Origin of the sequence: Paenibacillus lactis, assembly GCF_017873605.1 — a bacterium.
Taxonomy (GTDB): domain Bacteria; phylum Bacillota; class Bacilli; order Paenibacillales; family Paenibacillaceae; genus Paenibacillus_AQ; species Paenibacillus_AQ lactis.
Genome location: NZ_JAGGKI010000008.1, coordinates 112,485 through 127,556, shown reverse-complemented (window position 1 = coordinate 127,556; position 15,072 = coordinate 112,485). Strand labels below are relative to the sequence as shown.

Annotated in this window: 11 protein-coding genes and 1 pseudogene; 7 read left to right on the top strand and 5 right to left on the bottom strand. The window is 51.5% G+C overall.

Annotated features, from left to right (window positions below):
• Positions 1-93 precede the first annotated feature (93 nt).
• The 3 genes from J2Z18_RS16255 to J2Z18_RS16245 all read left to right on the top strand — a co-directional run bounded on the left by J2Z18_RS16255 (position 94) and on the right by J2Z18_RS16245 (position 3,475).
• A complete protein-coding gene (locus J2Z18_RS16255; protein ID WP_007127581.1) occupies positions 94-1,443 on the top strand; it encodes an alpha-L-fucosidase in 1,350 nt (449 codons plus the stop codon).
• Between the two features lie 359 nt (positions 1,444-1,802).
• Positions 1,803-2,687, top strand: coding sequence for an ATP-binding cassette domain-containing protein (locus J2Z18_RS16250; protein ID WP_007127580.1), 885 nt, complete (start codon positions 1,803-1,805; stop codon positions 2,685-2,687).
• On the top strand, positions 2,684-3,475 hold the full coding sequence (locus J2Z18_RS16245; protein ID WP_007127579.1) for an ABC transporter permease: 792 nt from the start codon (positions 2,684-2,686) through the stop codon (positions 3,473-3,475). Before J2Z18_RS16250 ends, J2Z18_RS16245 begins: the two co-directional genes overlap by 4 nt.
• Positions 3,476-3,706: 231 nt before the next feature.
• Here the strand turns inward: J2Z18_RS16245 and J2Z18_RS16240 are convergent, their stop codons facing one another.
• Positions 3,707-4,519: a TetR/AcrR family transcriptional regulator gene (locus tag J2Z18_RS16240; protein WP_007127578.1), complete on the bottom strand. Its 813-nt coding sequence runs from the start codon at positions 4,517-4,519 to the stop codon at positions 3,707-3,709.
• A gap of 198 nt (positions 4,520-4,717) precedes the next feature.
• Positions 4,718-5,065, bottom strand: coding sequence for a VOC family protein (locus tag J2Z18_RS16235; RefSeq protein WP_007127577.1), 348 nt, complete (start codon positions 5,063-5,065; stop codon positions 4,718-4,720).
• Positions 5,066-5,412: 347 nt separating this feature from the next.
• On the opposite strand from J2Z18_RS16235, the gene J2Z18_RS16230 reads away from it, so the two are divergent.
• Both J2Z18_RS16230 and J2Z18_RS16225 read left to right on the top strand, forming a co-directional pair.
• Positions 5,413-6,198: a glucose-1-dehydrogenase gene (locus J2Z18_RS16230; protein ID WP_040737978.1), complete on the top strand. Its 786-nt coding sequence runs from the start codon at positions 5,413-5,415 to the stop codon at positions 6,196-6,198.
• A gap of 45 nt (positions 6,199-6,243) precedes the next feature.
• Entirely contained in the window at positions 6,244-7,929 is a 1,686-nt protein-coding gene (locus tag J2Z18_RS16225; RefSeq protein ID WP_210095024.1) for a glycoside hydrolase family 13 protein, read from the top strand.
• An 80-nt stretch (positions 7,930-8,009) separates the two neighbouring features.
• On the opposite strand, the gene J2Z18_RS16220 is transcribed toward J2Z18_RS16225, so the two are convergent.
• The 3 genes and pseudogenes from J2Z18_RS16220 to J2Z18_RS30905 all read right to left on the bottom strand — a co-directional run bounded on the left by J2Z18_RS16220 (position 8,010) and on the right by J2Z18_RS30905 (position 11,270).
• Complete coding sequence (locus J2Z18_RS16220) at positions 8,010-8,843, bottom strand: carbohydrate ABC transporter permease (RefSeq protein WP_007127574.1); 834 nt, start codon at positions 8,841-8,843, stop codon at positions 8,010-8,012.
• Between the two features lie 17 nt (positions 8,844-8,860).
• Positions 8,861-9,754: a carbohydrate ABC transporter permease gene (locus J2Z18_RS16215; protein WP_007127573.1), complete on the bottom strand. Its 894-nt coding sequence runs from the start codon at positions 9,752-9,754 to the stop codon at positions 8,861-8,863.
• A 120-nt stretch (positions 9,755-9,874) separates the two neighbouring features.
• A pseudogene (locus tag J2Z18_RS30905) lies at positions 9,875-11,270 on the bottom strand (ABC transporter substrate-binding protein).
• A 392-nt stretch (positions 11,271-11,662) separates the two neighbouring features.
• Between J2Z18_RS30905 and J2Z18_RS16205 the strand changes: the two are divergent.
• Together J2Z18_RS16205 and J2Z18_RS16200 are read left to right on the top strand one after the other, a co-directional pair.
• Complete coding sequence (locus J2Z18_RS16205; protein WP_210095023.1) at positions 11,663-13,501, top strand: sensor histidine kinase; 1,839 nt, start codon at positions 11,663-11,665, stop codon at positions 13,499-13,501.
• Complete coding sequence (locus tag J2Z18_RS16200; RefSeq protein ID WP_210095022.1) at positions 13,479-14,993, top strand: response regulator; 1,515 nt, start codon at positions 13,479-13,481, stop codon at positions 14,991-14,993. The genes J2Z18_RS16205 and J2Z18_RS16200 overlap by 23 nt, the downstream gene beginning before the upstream one ends.
• Positions 14,994-15,072 lie beyond the last annotated feature (79 nt).

The window sequence follows — 15,072 nt, the reverse complement described above, 5'->3', positions numbered from 1 at the left end:
AATACCCGTCAGAGTTAAGTAATTATCTATTCATACTAACATATTCTTGTTAAAATCAAACCCGACAAATCCTAGTACCGAAAGGTTGATCCTATGACGACAACTACCGCTTCGCAAAATCAAGTCATCCTCGAACGAAATGAACGCGTACGTTGGTTCCAGAACGACCGCTTCGGCATGTTTATCCATTGGGGACTCTATTCGATCCCGGCTAGAGGCGAATGGCTCCGGAGCACGGAACAGATGAGCATCGAGCAGTATCAGACCTATTTTGATGAATTCGACCCCGTCGATTATAATCCTCGCGAATGGGCCAAGGCGGCCAAAAAAGCCGGCATGAAGTATGCGGTGCTGACCGCCAAGCACCATGACGGCTTCTGCTTGTTCGACAGCAAGCTGACCGAATATAAAGCAACCAATACCAAAGCCGGCCGGGATCTCGTGAGAGAGTTCCTGGAAGCTTTCCGGGAAGAAGGGCTTAAGGTCGGGCTCTATTATTCGCTGATCGATTGGTATCATGAGGACTATCCCGCCTTCGGAGACCGGATTCATCCGATGAGAGGAAACGAAGCCTTTAAGCGGGATCCGAACAACTTTGACCGCTATTTGGACTACATGCACGGGCAGATCCGCGAGCTGCTGACCGATTACGGCAAACTGGATATTATGTGGTTCGACTTCTCATATGACAATATGCGCGGCGAAGTATGGCGTGCTACCGAGCTCATGAAGATGATCCGCGGGCTTCAGCCGCATATCCTGATCGATAATCGGCTGGAGGGCAGCGGCGAGAGCGGCGGAAGCATCTATACGACCGAGCCGTCCATATACAGCGGGGACTTCGCTTCCCCCGAGCAGATCATCCCTCCGCATGGCGTTGTCGATGTAACGGGCGCACCCATTCCTTGGGAGGCATGCATTACGCTGAACAATAACTGGGGATATGCGGCCGCTGACCGCAACTACAAATCGGCGACCACGATCATCCGCAAGCTGGTGGAATGCGTCAGCAAAAACGGCAACATGCTGCTTAATGTCGGGCCGGACGCCAAAGGCGTCATTCCGAAGGAAAGCCTTGATGTGCTCGCGGAAATCGGCGATTGGATGAGCCGCAACAGCGACAGCATTTACGGATGCGCAGCCGCCGAATTTCCGAAGCCGGAATGGGGACGGTATACCCAAAAAGGCAACAAGCTGTATGCCCACGTCTTCGAGGAGCCGATCGGGCCCATCAATCTCGTCGGCTTGGCGGGCAAGGTCAAGAAAGCCCGGCTTCTGGCTGACGGCTACGAGCTGCTGCTCGGCCGCCCGTGGAGTGCAGCCGAATTCACCGAGGATGCATTCGTCAGCTTTGCCCGTCCGGAGCACTTCACCTTCCCGCTCCCGGACAAACGCAATACCGTCATCGAGCTTGAGCTTGAGGACGGGGCAGACCCGTCATAACAACATACTGCAGGCAAGCATGATTGAGCCTCCGCTGGATGTGTACATTGCATCCTTGCGGAGGCTTCTTGCCTTTATCAGCTCCTCTCCCCTTTAATCGCCCTTGCAACAAAGCTGGTTATTTTCTTGATACAGGGCCTTCAATTCGAACGAACAGAATAATAACCTCCGTCCAAAATGAAACTCAGGATTACCGGCATGATCTCATCAAGAGGCTTCATCGCCCCCTCCTTTATACCTGTCTCTATAGGACCTCTCGCCAACGAAAAAAATCATATTGAAATAAAACTGTTTATATAATATACTGATTAAGAAATAAACTGTTTATTATATACACAATTAATAAAGGAGCGTCGATCATGCGGAAATATGCCGTGGAAATTCAAGGACTGTACAAACGGTTCGGCAGCCAGCAGGTGCTGGACGGAATCGATCTGAAAGTGCCGGAGGGCAGTGTGTTGGCCCTGCTCGGTCCCAATGGGGCCGGTAAAACCACCTTGGTCAACATCATGTCAACCTTGGTCACTCCTGATGCGGGGACCTTGCTAATTAACGGGTACGATGTGAGCCGGGAGCGCCAGAAGGTACAGCAATCGATCAGTCTTACCGGTCAATTCGCCGCCGTGGACGAAGTGTTGACCGCCGAAGAAAATCTTCGGATGATATGCAGGCTGTCCGGACTCACGGGAGCAGAGGCCCGCATTCGAAGCACGGAGCTGCTGGCTTACTTTGATCTGGCATCGGCACGATCCAAGCGCGCAGGCACCTTTTCCGGCGGCATGAAAAGGCGCCTGGATCTGGCGATCAGTCTCGTCGTGCCAAAACCCGTTCTGTTCCTGGATGAACCGACGACCGGGCTTGATACCCGAAGCCGACGCGCGCTGTGGGATATGATTTTGCAGCTGAAAAGCCAAGGCATCACGATTGTCCTCACTACGCAATATCTGGAGGAAGCGGATCAGCTTGCCGACCGGATTGCGGTGCTTGATGGGGGGCATATCGTGGCGGAAGGAAGTCCGGAGGAGCTAAAATCCCGGGTCGGGGGCGAGGTACTGGAGCTGCGGAACGCGGAGGATGAGGTCATTCATCGCATTCCCACGAGCGGATCTATAGGGGATGTTGCAAACACGCTTCAGGAGCTTATGCGCCAGCTTCCGACGGAAACGCGGGTCGGCATCCACAGGCCGAACATGGATGAAGTATTCATCGCGCTGACTGAAAAGAAAATGGAGGAGATCGTATGATTGTCAAACCTGTTCACACCGCAAAGAAAACATCGCTTGCCGTTACCCAAAGCGTCTTTATCGGACGCAGCCTCCGCCACAGCCTCCGCAATGCGGATGCGATGCTGATGGCGATTCTGCTGCCGGTGCTCTTGATGCTGCTGTTCACGTACGTATTCGGCGGAGCGATCGATTCCAGCGGCGATTACGTAAACTACGTCGTGCCCGGAATTATTCTGTTATGCGCGGGCTTCGGCTCCTCCTCGGTGGCCGTCGACGTCGCGCAAGATATGACGAACGGCATTATCGACCGGTTCCGGACGATGCCGATTCGCAGCGTTAGTGTCATTACCGGACACGTCGTCGCTAGTCTGGCCCGCAATCTGCTGGCAACCGGCGTTGTGCTCGCGGTTGCCTTGCTCGTCGGCTTCAAGCCTACTGCCGGCATACTCGATTGGGTATTCGCGGTAGCCCTTATCGCCTTGTTCATCCTCGCCTTCACCTGGCTGTTTGCGGCGATCGGCATGGTCGCCGGCAGCCCTGCCGCAGCGGGGAGCTACGGGTTCGCCCTGCTCTTTCTGCCTTACCTTTCCAGCGCCTTCGTCAAGACGGATACGATGCCGGAATGGCTGCAGTGGATTGCAAGCAACCAGCCCATTACGCCGGTGATCGAGTCCCTTCGCGGATTGCTGATGGGAGCTTCGATACGCGAGTTTATCGGATGGGCAATCGGGTGGTGCTTGCTCATTTTGCTCGTCTCATTGCTATGGGGCATGTGGTCATTCCGCAGAAGAGCGGGCCGCCGGTAATATGGGCAAACGCTTGACCTCTCCTAAGGGAACATCTCGCGTTGGCTGTCACAAGCAGCAACATCATCATCCCTAATGCCACCCGGGAGTTGGCGTATTCCTTAAGTCTCAATTTCAAATCGTCCATGACTTCTCCCATCAGGGACAAAAAAAGCGATCCGATCGGATCGCTTTTGCATTTTTTCTTTCCTATTGTCACGATCTCTTAAACTTATAATTTCCGGAACCTCGCTACCCGTTAGCCTCCTCCTTCTCCTTCCCCTGCTCCTTCTTCTTCATTTCCAGATAGTGCTCGATTCCGTCCAAAATGCGCTCCAGCCCGAAATCAATGTCGTTCCCGATCGGATTCTCTCCCGGGTTCTCTTCCGTGTAGACGCCGGACATGATGACGGGGTACAGGAACGGGAACTGCTCGGGCTTCACGAGCGCCTTCAGCGCCAAGGTATAATCCGTCCCGCTGAACCGCTCCGCGGTGGACCCTGATTTGAGCGCAAGATCCATGTCCCGTTGGATGAGGCCGCTGGATCTCGCATAGTTGCTAAGCAGCAGAATGAAGGAGATTTTTTCATAGTCATTCAGCGGAAAATCCCTCATGAAGCGCAATCCCCAATCGATGACCCGGAGATTGTTCGGGGTTATCGGCACGCCGGAGATTGGAATGTCGCCGAACCAGGGATGGTCCCGGAATACCTGCATGCTTAATTTGACGAATAGGCGCATGTTGTCCCGCCAGTCCGGAGCATCCTCATCCGGAAGCGGAACCTCGCAGACCGCATCCTGCATGAGCAGCAGAAGGTCGTCCTTGCTGGGAATGTAGCGGTACAGCGACATGGCGGTGTACCCTAAAGACGATGCCACCCGGTTCATCGAAACGGCGGACAACCCGTCCCGATCGGCTATTTCGATTGCAGCGTCAACGATCTGCCGGATGCTCAGCTCCCTCTTCGGCCCGCGCTGAGGGGGCTTGACCAATCCCCAGCTAAGCGCAGCGCCGCCGGGGAGCATTGCTCCGATATCCTGCTCTGTCGTTTTATCTTTTGACATAACCTATGCGTCCTTTCCGAAGGCTGTTAGTCCCGATAAGCCATTAAATTGTTTATTATATAAACAGTATATCACAGACTACGCGCTGCCGGCAGGCCAAACGGGAACATGGCGGCGCTGTTTGAATCATTGCGTACGCTCTTTCTGGACTCAAGCGTGGTCCGATGCATGCCGGGATGGATGTCGCCTCATATGGATTCAATGCATCAGAATATTGACGAGCTTGCCGAACGGATCGCGTACGAAAAATCGGCGAACGCCCCAAGGCTCATCCACTGGGCCGTATTCGACAGGGAAGCCGGCGTTTTTCATATCGGCCAACACCGCCTCGACATCGTCGACTTCGATGGAAAGGTCGGGTACGGGCGTGCCGGATCCTCCCTCTTCGGCAAAGCTGATCTGTACCTGCATCGTTTCCGCCGACCCGTAGGTAGCAAACCAGCCGTGATCCATCAGCAGTTCCAGACCGAGCACGTCCTGATAGAAACGTTTAGCTTCCGCAATTCGTCCCGTTTCAATATTAGCCATAATTCGTTTGACTGCCATAGCACATATTCCTCCTTTGTTAGAGCCTACACTCTTCAGCTCTTCTGCTCCTCTGCTCTTAACCCTTCTAGCTTTCTGCCCCTCTCCCCTTCTACCCTTCTGCTCCGCAGATCCCTTTTCTCGAACTTCCCCAAATTAACGAATCCGGCGTCCACGCACAAAACACGCTAATCACTTGCAATGAAGTATAACAAATACTTCCAAAAAAGAAAACGTATACAGACATCATGCTTCAGGACTGTCATCATCTATCGGCGGTTCGATCCCACTCGTCCATATTGAAAAGGAAGAAATCCGGTTAATTATATTATTGTATTCCATTACACGGTCGATAGGAGGTATGCATGGTGTACAAAGATCTGGTGGGAAACACGGCCGTTATTACCGGCGCTTCGTCCGGCATCGGGCGCGCAATCGCTCTGAGATTCGGTCAAGAAAAAATGAACGTAGTCATCAATTACCTCAGCAGCGAGGATGAAGTGCACTCCATCGTACGGAAGATTGAATCCTTCGGCGGAAAAGCCATTGGCGTGCATGGCGACGTAACCAAGGAGGAGGATGTGAAGAAGCTGGTAGCCGCCGCTCATCATCATTTCGGCTCCTTGGAGGTCATGGTGAATAACGCGGGCATCGAAAACGAGGTGCCTTCCGAGGATTTGACACTGGATAACTGGAGAAAAGTGCTTGACGTGAATTTAACCGGGGCCTTTCTAGGCTGCCGTGAGGCAATCGATTACATGCTCGAACACCGGATCAAGGGACGGATTATCAACGTTTCGAGCGTACACGAGAGGATTCCATGGCCTCATTTTCTCCATTATGCCGCTAGCAAGGGCGGGATCAAGATGATGACCGAAACGCTGGCGCTGGAATTCGCGCCGAAGGGAATCCGGGTCAATAACCTTGGACCCGGGGCAATCGACACCCCGATCAATGCTGCCAAATTTTCCGATCCTGCAGCCAAGGCGAGTGTTGAAGCCCTGATTCCGCTTGGGTATATCGGCAAGCCGGAGGAAATTGCCGCCGCAGCTGCATGGCTGGCGTCTTCTGAATCCAGTTATGTCACGGGCATTACCCTGTTTGCGGACGGCGGCATGACCAAATACCCCGCTTTTCAAGGGGGACAAGGCTGAGTTATTCGGTTCGACCACTTACTAGACGGACAGGAGGAATGGCGAATGCTGGAAGCCTGGTGGAAGGAGGCGGTCGTCTACGAGATCTATCCCGTCAGTTTCAAAGATAGCAACGGGGATGGGAAAGGCGATCTTCGCGGAATTATTTCCAAGCTCGATTATTTAAAGGATCTCGGCATCGATGTCCTATGGATCTGCCCGATCTACGAATCTCCCGGAATGGATAACGGCTATGATATCAGCAATTATTATGCGATCAATCCGGCGTTCGGGACGATGGAGGATTTCGACGAGCTCTTATGGGAAGCACATGCAAGAGGTTTGAAAATCATGATGGATCTTGTGTTGAACCATACCTCTGACAAGCACCCCTGGTTCATAGAGTCGAGGTCCTCAATCGATAATTCCAAACGGAATTATTATATCTGGCGCAAGGGCGTGAACGGCCTGTTCCCCAACAACTGGGAGTCCTATTTCAGCGGCTCGGTGTGGGAGTTCGATGAGAAGACCGGCGAGTATTATATGCATCTGTATTCCAAGCATCAGCCGGATCTCAACTGGGCAAACGAAGAAATGGTCAACGAATTGTACGACATGATCCGGTGGTGGCTGGAAAAGGGAGTTGACGGCTTCCGCTTTGACGCCATCGCTCATATCGTGAAAGCCAAGGGATTGCCTAATGCCGATAATCCGCAGCATCTGCCGGTCGTGAGGGCCTATCAGCTTTTTTCGAATTTGGAAAAAGTCCATGATTTGCTGAGAAGGCTGAACGAGGAAGTGCTGATGGATTACGACATTATGACGGTCGGGGAGACCTCGGGCCTTGGCCCGGAACAGGCGCTGCAATACGTTGGGGATAAACGGCACGAGCTGGATATGGTGTTTCAATTTGAACATATGACACTGGATTCCGTCTCGATGGGAACCGGGAGATGGGAAGCCCGGTCCTGGACCCTGCTTGAACTTAAAAAAGTTATGAGCCGCTGGCAAACCACCCTTCATAACCAGGGCTGGAATGCAAACTACTTGGGCAATCACGACCAGCCAAGACCGGTATCCCGATTCGGCAATGATCAGCAGTTCCGCGTCGAATCCGCCAAGATGCTGGCAACCTTCATGCTTACCTTGGAAGGGACCCCTTATATTTACCAGGGCGAGGAAATCGGGATGACCAATGCAGCCTTTGAGACCATCAGCGATTATCGGGACGTCGAAACCCTGAATTATTACGGGCAATCCCAGCTTCAAGGCAAGCCGAATGACCGGATCATGGCGGCCATTCGCGCAAAGAGCCGGGATAATGCCCGTACTCCCATGCAATGGAATGGCGGCCCTCAGGCTGGATTTACGACCGGAGAACCATGGATCAAGGTGAACCCGAATTATACGGAAGTGAATGTGGAATTAGCAATGAAAGATCCGAAATCCATCTACCATTACTACCGGCAGCTGATCGCCCTTCGTAAACAGCATAAAGCGCTAGTGTACGGAGAATATAAGCTGCTCCTTCCCCTGGATCCCGATTTGTATGTGTACACCCGTACATGGGAGCAGGATACCATTCTCGTGATCCTTAATTTTTTTGACGACATGCCTAGGATGGAGTGGCCGAAGGACCTTCGCGGCTTATCGCAGGAGCTGCTGATTTCCAATTACGAGCCCGTGCCGGACGAACGGCAAGACCAGATCGAGCTTCGCCCCTATGAAGCCAGAGTTTACCGGCTGTACTGACACGCACTTTCAAAATATGAATGGAAAGGCACCCCGCTTGCAGCCGAACGGCTGCAAGGAGGTGCCTTTTTGAGTGTCGCTTACCCCTTCGTTCCGCCTTGGAGCCCGAAGCCCTTCGACATAAACTGCTGCGACAAAATGTACAGGATGATCGCCGGTATGGCATACAGCACCGAAAATGCAGCAAGACTGCCGTATTCGACCATGCCGTATTGTCCGAAGAACTGGTACAGCTTGAGGGATGCCGGAAATTTTTCCGGAGACTGGAGCAGGATATACGGCACGAAAAAATTGCCCCAGCTGCCGGAGAAGGTAAAGATCGCGACCGTGCAGATGCCCGGGACCATCAGCGGCGCAACGACCTTGCGGATGCCGGTAAACACCGAAGCCCCGTCCACCCAGGCAGCTTCTTCGAGATCATTCGGCACGGAATCCATGAAATTTTTCATCATCCAGATGCCGTAAGGCATGGACGACGCCACATAGAACAGGATGACGCCGAAGATATTGTCATACAGCTTCAGCCCCAGGAACAGCTGGTAAACCGGCACCATAACGGCTGTTATCGGAAGCGAGGTCATGAACAGAATCGTCAGCATGAAAGGCTTCTTATATTTCATCTGATACCTGGATAAAGGATAAGCGGCGAGCAGCGCAAGCAGAACAACCAGTACGGCTTGGCCAAGCGACATGATAAGGCCGATCAGGAACGCCCGCTGATTCTCGCTGCTTGTGATGACCTCCGCGTAGTTCGCCCCGGTGATGCGGCTCGGCATCTTCAGCGATTGCATCGCATTCGGATCGACGGATGCTACGAGTACCCACAGCAGCGGCAGCAGGAAGCATATCCCGATTCCGGCAAGGATGGCATACGGCAGGATACGATACACGAGCTTGCGTTGTTTGGCATTCATATCGTTTCACCCCCGCTTTACTCTTTCATCGATCGAATATACAGAAGGCTGAGCACGATGCCGATCAGAAGCAGCAGCAGCGAGATCGCGGTTCCATAGCCCAGCTGGTAATTGACAAAAGCCTGGTTGTACATGAAGATCGGCAGCGTGGTCGTCGAATTGCCAGGCCCTCCGCCGGTCATGGCATAGATCAGCCCGAACACGCCGAGCGTCTGCAGCGTGACGAGCATCATATTTGTCGTGATCGTCCCTTTAATATACGGAATGATAATGCTCGTGAAGATTTTCCATTTGGACGCCCCGTCGACGACTGCCGCTTCTTCGATCTCATTCGGGACGTCGTCGAGCGCGGCTTGGAACACCAGCATGGAAAAGGCGGTGCCGTGCCAGATATTCGCCAAAATGATCGTCAGCATCGGAACCGTGAACAGCCACGTCACTTCGGAGAACCCGAAGAAGCCAATGATGGCGTTCAAAGTGCCCTCATCGCCGAAGAAGCTGTACAGGCACAGGGCGCATACGATTTCCGGGGTCACCCATCCGGCGAGGACAATCGTGCCGATGACCCGCCGAAATGTTCGGTTTCGCTGCTTCATCAGCAGCGCGATCAGGAAGCCGAGCACCTGCTGTCCAATGACGGCCGAGCCGATCAGGAATACGAGCGTATTCCATATGCTGATGCGAACGGTAGGGTCTTGAAACATTCTTGCATAGTTCTCAAATCCGATGAATTTCAGCTCTCTCGCGGCTTCGCCCGTTAACGCCAGGTTCGTGAACGAATAATAGAAGGTCAGCAGAATCGGATAAATAAAAAACACAAGCATGATCGCAATCGAGGGAAGCAGATAAAAGAGCCAAGGGTACGATGGTTTGCGCTTATTCAAAGCGTCGTTCGCCGTTAGACTGCTCATGCGTGAGCTCTCCCCTTTTCTCCTGATGATCGTGAAAAGCCGCCTGCCCAAGGCCTCCCTTAACGATCGGGACCTTGAGCAAGCGTTGGCATCCATTTAAACGATTGTGGATGGGCCTGGTTATTTCTCTACAACCTTCTCCGCGCCGACGATCCGGGTAACGTCCTGAGCGTATTTATTCATCGCATCGGCCGGCGAGGTGCCCGTGGCGACCGATTCAACCATCGTTTGGATCTGCGTCGACACCTCCGGATACTTCTCCTGTGCCGGACGGAATTCCGCATTCTGCAAATATTCCGTCGCGATTTCGTTAAACGGCATCTTCGTATACTCCGGATCCTTCGCCACGTCGGCGCGGACCGTAATGTTGCCCGAGGACATGACCAGCTTCTGCGTATTTTCTTTGTTCAAGGCAAACTTGATGAATTCCCAAGCCTTCTCCTTGTTCTTGGAGTTGCTTGGGATCGACAGCGCCCACCCGCCGGCCAATGTGATCGAGCCCGGAGCCTGGCCTTGGCTGGTCGGCATCGGCGCGAACCCCAGCACATCCTTATACTCCGGCCAAGGCGCGGCCCCGGTTTCGAGATAGTTGCCCGTAATCCAGGAGCCGTCAAGCGATATCGCCAGCTTGCCTTGCGGCAAATACTCCCGGGATGCGGTATTCCCGGCCTGACCGTTCAATACCTTCGACAGCGGCGGCCCGAGCTTTTCCTTGTTGACCGTCTCTACAAATGTCAGGGCATCCAGGATACCCTGGCTTTTGATGATCCATTTGCCGCTTGTATCATCCATCGTATAACCGCTCGCCCGTTCCGTAGAGCAGCATCTCATAGGTCTGCATGGAAGTCGCTTCGCCGGTCGCCTTGCCCATGTTCATCCAGATAGGCACGATATCCGGCGCCTTCTCCTTAATCGTACGGGCGGCATTCAGTACATCCTCCCAAGTTTTCGGCTGCCATTCCTCCGGAAGCCCGACCTGCTTGAAAATGTCCTTGTTATACCACAATCCCCGCGAATCCGTATTGTATGGAACGCCGTACACCTTGCCGTCGCTGGCGGTCACGCCCTTCTTCATCGCCTCGATGAACGAGCCGTTGCCCCAGTCCTCCCACTGCGCCAATCGTTCGTCAAGCGGCTCCAGGTAGCCGGCGCTGGCATCGGAGTTCAAAATAAAGGTATCCTCCGTGACGATATCCGGCGCGGTATCCTTGGATTTCAGCGCCAGCGCAACCTTGGCGAAATAGTCGCCTTCGGAGGCCTGGATCGGTGCCGGCCGGATCTCGACGCTTTTGTCCGGAAAGGCTGCGGACATTTCCTTAAGCCATTTATAAAACGAACCGTTCTCGCCGATCCCGTCATCCCGGAACGTAACGTTAATGACGGTCTTTCCTCCGCTGTCGGTCCCCCCGCTTCCCGCATCATCGGGCGTATCCTTGCCCCCCGCGCAACCGAACAGCATGGAAACGCTCAGCAAGGTCGTAGTTACGAACCCCAGTCCTCTCTTGAATGATTTCAATTGTTCTCCCTCCCTTTGGCTGCCCCAGCATCTAGTAAATATCCAGATTTTGTATACGCTTACGAGAGCGTATATTCATCTCTATTTACATGACAGCCCGGATATTCTGAACTTTTTTTCGGGGCGAACAACCAAATAATTCTAGTTAATTATCTATTGAATAGATCTAGTGCGGGTTGCTAATATGCACCAAGCTGCATGCCAAATAACCTCCATTTTTTTGGAGTGTTAATGAATATGGCTTGCCGCAATTAACATTTGACCCGTCCCAAGTGCCTGAAATCAGGTTTTTATTCAAAATGGATTGAAAAGACGTCCTTGATGACAAATAATGAAGCTGATTACCGCACATATACGGCCAATCAAACTCCATATCTAAGAAAGGTGATCCCATGCCGAAATTGCAGCCGTACTTGCTTCGAAAATTCCACAGATCGAGTTTTCGCAGCAAGCTTGTCTTAACTTACGTGCTCATTATCGTGATCCCGGTCATAACGGCCATGTTCCTGTCGGGTATACAGCTGTACAAGCAGACAAATTCCGATTACGAGGAAATCCTGCAGCAGCTGGATAGCCGGACCCATGTAAGCATCAACGATTTTTTTGCGAATCATGCCCGCTATTCCTTTTTTTATTTAACGAATTTTAAGCTGAGCTCTATTCTGGAAAAGTCCAAGCGTTCTTCAGACAAAGAATATTTTGCGGATGCCAACTACATGTATACCTCCATGCAACAGCTTGTGCTGATTAACGGAAGCATCGCCATGATATCGGTGCTTGCCCCGAATGGAAGCATTTATGGCAGCCAGCCGGAAAAGGCGGGAAAAATCAGAAACACATTGAAAGAAATCGGAGAAAGCCGTCTTAAAAACAATGATTATGTTGTCCATATTTCGAAGGAAGCCAATACGAAAAGCACCAGTCATCGAATATCCATCGTGCGTTATTTATCCGACCTCAACATACACAGCGGTCAAGAAGGCTATGCAAAAGTCGATATTTACGATAAAGCCATTGAGAATATGCTCGGTGGCATTTCCAATGATGGACTAAAGCTTGGAACGATGATTCTGTCCGGCGAAACGGTTGTGTATTCCTCAAACGGATCGCTTAATGAGCTAGATGCGGAGCAAGTCCAGTCTTTTACATCCCTCATCTCCAGTCCTGCACCAGGAGACAACCCGACTTTGCGCATCAATTGGAACAACAAGCCCTATCTGATCAGCAGCACGGTCAATCCGGTAACCGGTTGGACAGTCATCCACTATATCCCTGTCGCACAAATTACCGATACATTTATAAGCAATACATTGAACTATGTGCTCATAAGTATTTTGGCACTTATCGCCGCTTTGGGGCTGGCGTTCTTTTTTCACCGCTATTTTATCCATCCGATCTTAAAGCTTAGCGGCACGATGAAAATCGTGGATTCAGAGCATCTGACCCCCACCGTTATTCACAGCCATCGGGAGGATGAGATCGGAAGGCTGATCAACAGCTACAATGCTATGATCGAGCGGATTAGAACAAGCCGAGATTCCGAAATTACGGCAAGCAGCCTGCAGAAAAAAGCGGAGATTAAAATGCTTCAGTCGCAGATCAATCCGCACTTTTTGTACAACACCTTAAATGCCATTCATTCCATTGCCGAGCTCCACCGAATGGAGCATATCTCCTCTATGACCAAAAGCTTGTCCAGCATTTACCGCTATAACGTCAAATATGGAGATGTCGTAACGATCGGAAAAGAGCTTGAGAACATCGAGCACTACATTCAAATTCAGCAGATCCGATTCTTCAACAAGTTCCAGGTTGAGTACGAGATCGATCAAGATGTTATTTCTTGCAAAATACTAAAGTTTTTAATCCAGCCGATTATCGAAAACTCCTTCTACCATGGTTTGGAGCCAAAAGGCGGTACAGGTAAGCTTCGATTAACAATCCGGAAACGCCACCGGTTTCTATATATTTGCGTTTATGATGATGGTGTCGGCATCTCGAAGGAGAAGCTGAGTGAGCTGAAAATGATGCTGATGCAAGACCCGCAGGAGATGGTGGAGAACCTTGACCAGAACTTCGGCATGAGAAACGTTTATGCCCGGATTAAGCATTTTTACGGTGAAAGCTCCTGGATGAATATCAAGAGCGAAGAGAAAGCCGGGACCACCATTATGATACATATTCCGTACAACAGGGAGATGGACACCGATGAGAATATTAGTGGCAGATGATGAGTTCTTCGCCAGGAAAGCGATTCTACAGATGATACATGATTGGGACGGAAGTGTGCGAGTAATCGAAGCTGAGGATGGCACTGCTGCTCAGAATGTGATCGATGAAGCGTTGCCTGACCTTGTGATCACAGACATTCGCATGCCGGGGATGGATGGCATTCAGCTGGCAGCCTATATCCGAAAGAATCACCCTTCCATGCCTGTCACGATTATTAGCGGATACGAAGATTTTACTTACGCACGCGAAGCGATTCAATATAAGGTGGAGAACTATTTGCTCAAGCCCGTAGATCGGCAGGAGCTAAACTCGTTGCTGAATAAGTTGAAGATGCATCATGCCGAGCGCCGCGAAATCCATATTGAGCAGGCAATGCTCTCCTGCTTCTATGAAACGTCCGATCATCGAAGCTTGCTGACTCTTGAGTCTGCCTTCGAGCTCAACAGCAGCTCTGCATTTCATACGATCGTGTTTGTGCATCCCCCTTCCCAGAGCAGGGAACTAAGGGAAATTTCCAAAGAGGTGTTCGGGAGTCACCACCTTCGTTCCATACTGATCACGGATCAATTTCAGCCTCAGCTTCTGATCGCATGGATCCAACCACAGTCCGCAGCCAATCAAGAAGGACAGGTCAGCCTCCACTTCCTGTGCGACAGAATCGCCCGTACGCTGAGCGAACGGACGGGATTGACCTGCACTGGCATTGGAATCAGCTCTGCGCTAAGCGATCTGCGCCAGCTGGACACATCCTTAAGGGAAGCCAAGCTTGCGGCATTGCAAAGCTTCGTGAACGGCATCGGTCAACCTGTACGGATCGAGCATATTGGCCAGATTTATCATTATGATGCGGCGTACATTCAGGAATGGACGAGCATATTCAGCCAGCAGGCAGGAAGCTATCAAATGGCCAAAATGGAGAATATGATCCATTCCTGGCTTGCCGATTGCATCAAGAAGCAGTTCTCCGTACATATGGTGCAAGACTGGCTTGCTGCGACTGTCAATATAATCAATACCATTATTGGACGTTCCTGCAGCGAAGCTTGCTCCTACCTGGAACAACGGAGTCTCTTCGAATTCGCATCGATCCATGAAGCCTGTGATGAGCTGATTGCGAAGCTGCGTGCGGTTGTTGAGCAATTGAGCCAAAACGAACCAAATCGGGATATCGTTCAGGACATTAAAGAATTTGTCGAAATGAATTACAAGAACAAAATCGTCCTGGATGATCTTGCGAAGCAGCGGTATTTTGTCGATCCCAGCTACCTCAGCCGGTTATTCAAACGAAAATGCGGAGTGGGATTCGCCCAGTATCTGTTGTCTGTACGAATGGAAAAGGCCAAAAAGCTGCTGGAAAGCGAAACCTATCAACTGCCGATTGCAACGATTGCCAGCGAGGTCGGCTTTAATGACTATTCTTATTTCATCCAGATGTATAGAAAGGTTTACGGTGCTACGCCGGGAAAAGACCGAAGCAATAAAAAAACATAGGCTGGAATGTGATGCAAAACTACAGATTTATCCTATTCAGACAGTCAGTTTATTCCTATTTTCAGCATGCGACTCCTTG

What these genes read in the sequence shown, in the direction of transcription:
- J2Z18_RS16255 (WP_007127581.1), top strand. Translation starts at nt 94, where the DNA reads ATGACGACAACTACCGCTTCGCAAAATCAAGTCATCCTCGAACGAAAT.
- J2Z18_RS16250 (WP_007127580.1), top strand. Translation starts at nt 1,803, where the DNA reads ATGCGGAAATATGCCGTGGAAATTCAAGGACTGTACAAACGGTTCGGC.
- J2Z18_RS16245 (WP_007127579.1), top strand. Translation starts at nt 2,684, where the DNA reads ATGATTGTCAAACCTGTTCACACCGCAAAGAAAACATCGCTTGCCGTT.
- J2Z18_RS16240 (WP_007127578.1), bottom strand. Translation starts at nt 4,519, where the DNA reads ATGTCAAAAGATAAAACGACAGAGCAGGATATCGGAGCAATGCTCCCC.
- J2Z18_RS16235 (WP_007127577.1), bottom strand. Translation starts at nt 5,065, where the DNA reads ATGGCAGTCAAACGAATTATGGCTAATATTGAAACGGGACGAATTGCG.
- J2Z18_RS16225 (WP_210095024.1), top strand. Translation starts at nt 6,244, where the DNA reads ATGCTGGAAGCCTGGTGGAAGGAGGCGGTCGTCTACGAGATCTATCCC.
- J2Z18_RS16220 (WP_007127574.1), bottom strand. Translation starts at nt 8,843, where the DNA reads ATGAATGCCAAACAACGCAAGCTCGTGTATCGTATCCTGCCGTATGCC.
- J2Z18_RS16215 (WP_007127573.1), bottom strand. Translation starts at nt 9,754, where the DNA reads ATGAGCAGTCTAACGGCGAACGACGCTTTGAATAAGCGCAAACCATCG.
- J2Z18_RS16205 (WP_210095023.1), top strand. Translation starts at nt 11,663, where the DNA reads ATGCCGAAATTGCAGCCGTACTTGCTTCGAAAATTCCACAGATCGAGT.
- J2Z18_RS16200 (WP_210095022.1), top strand. Translation starts at nt 13,479, where the DNA reads ATGAGAATATTAGTGGCAGATGATGAGTTCTTCGCCAGGAAAGCGATT.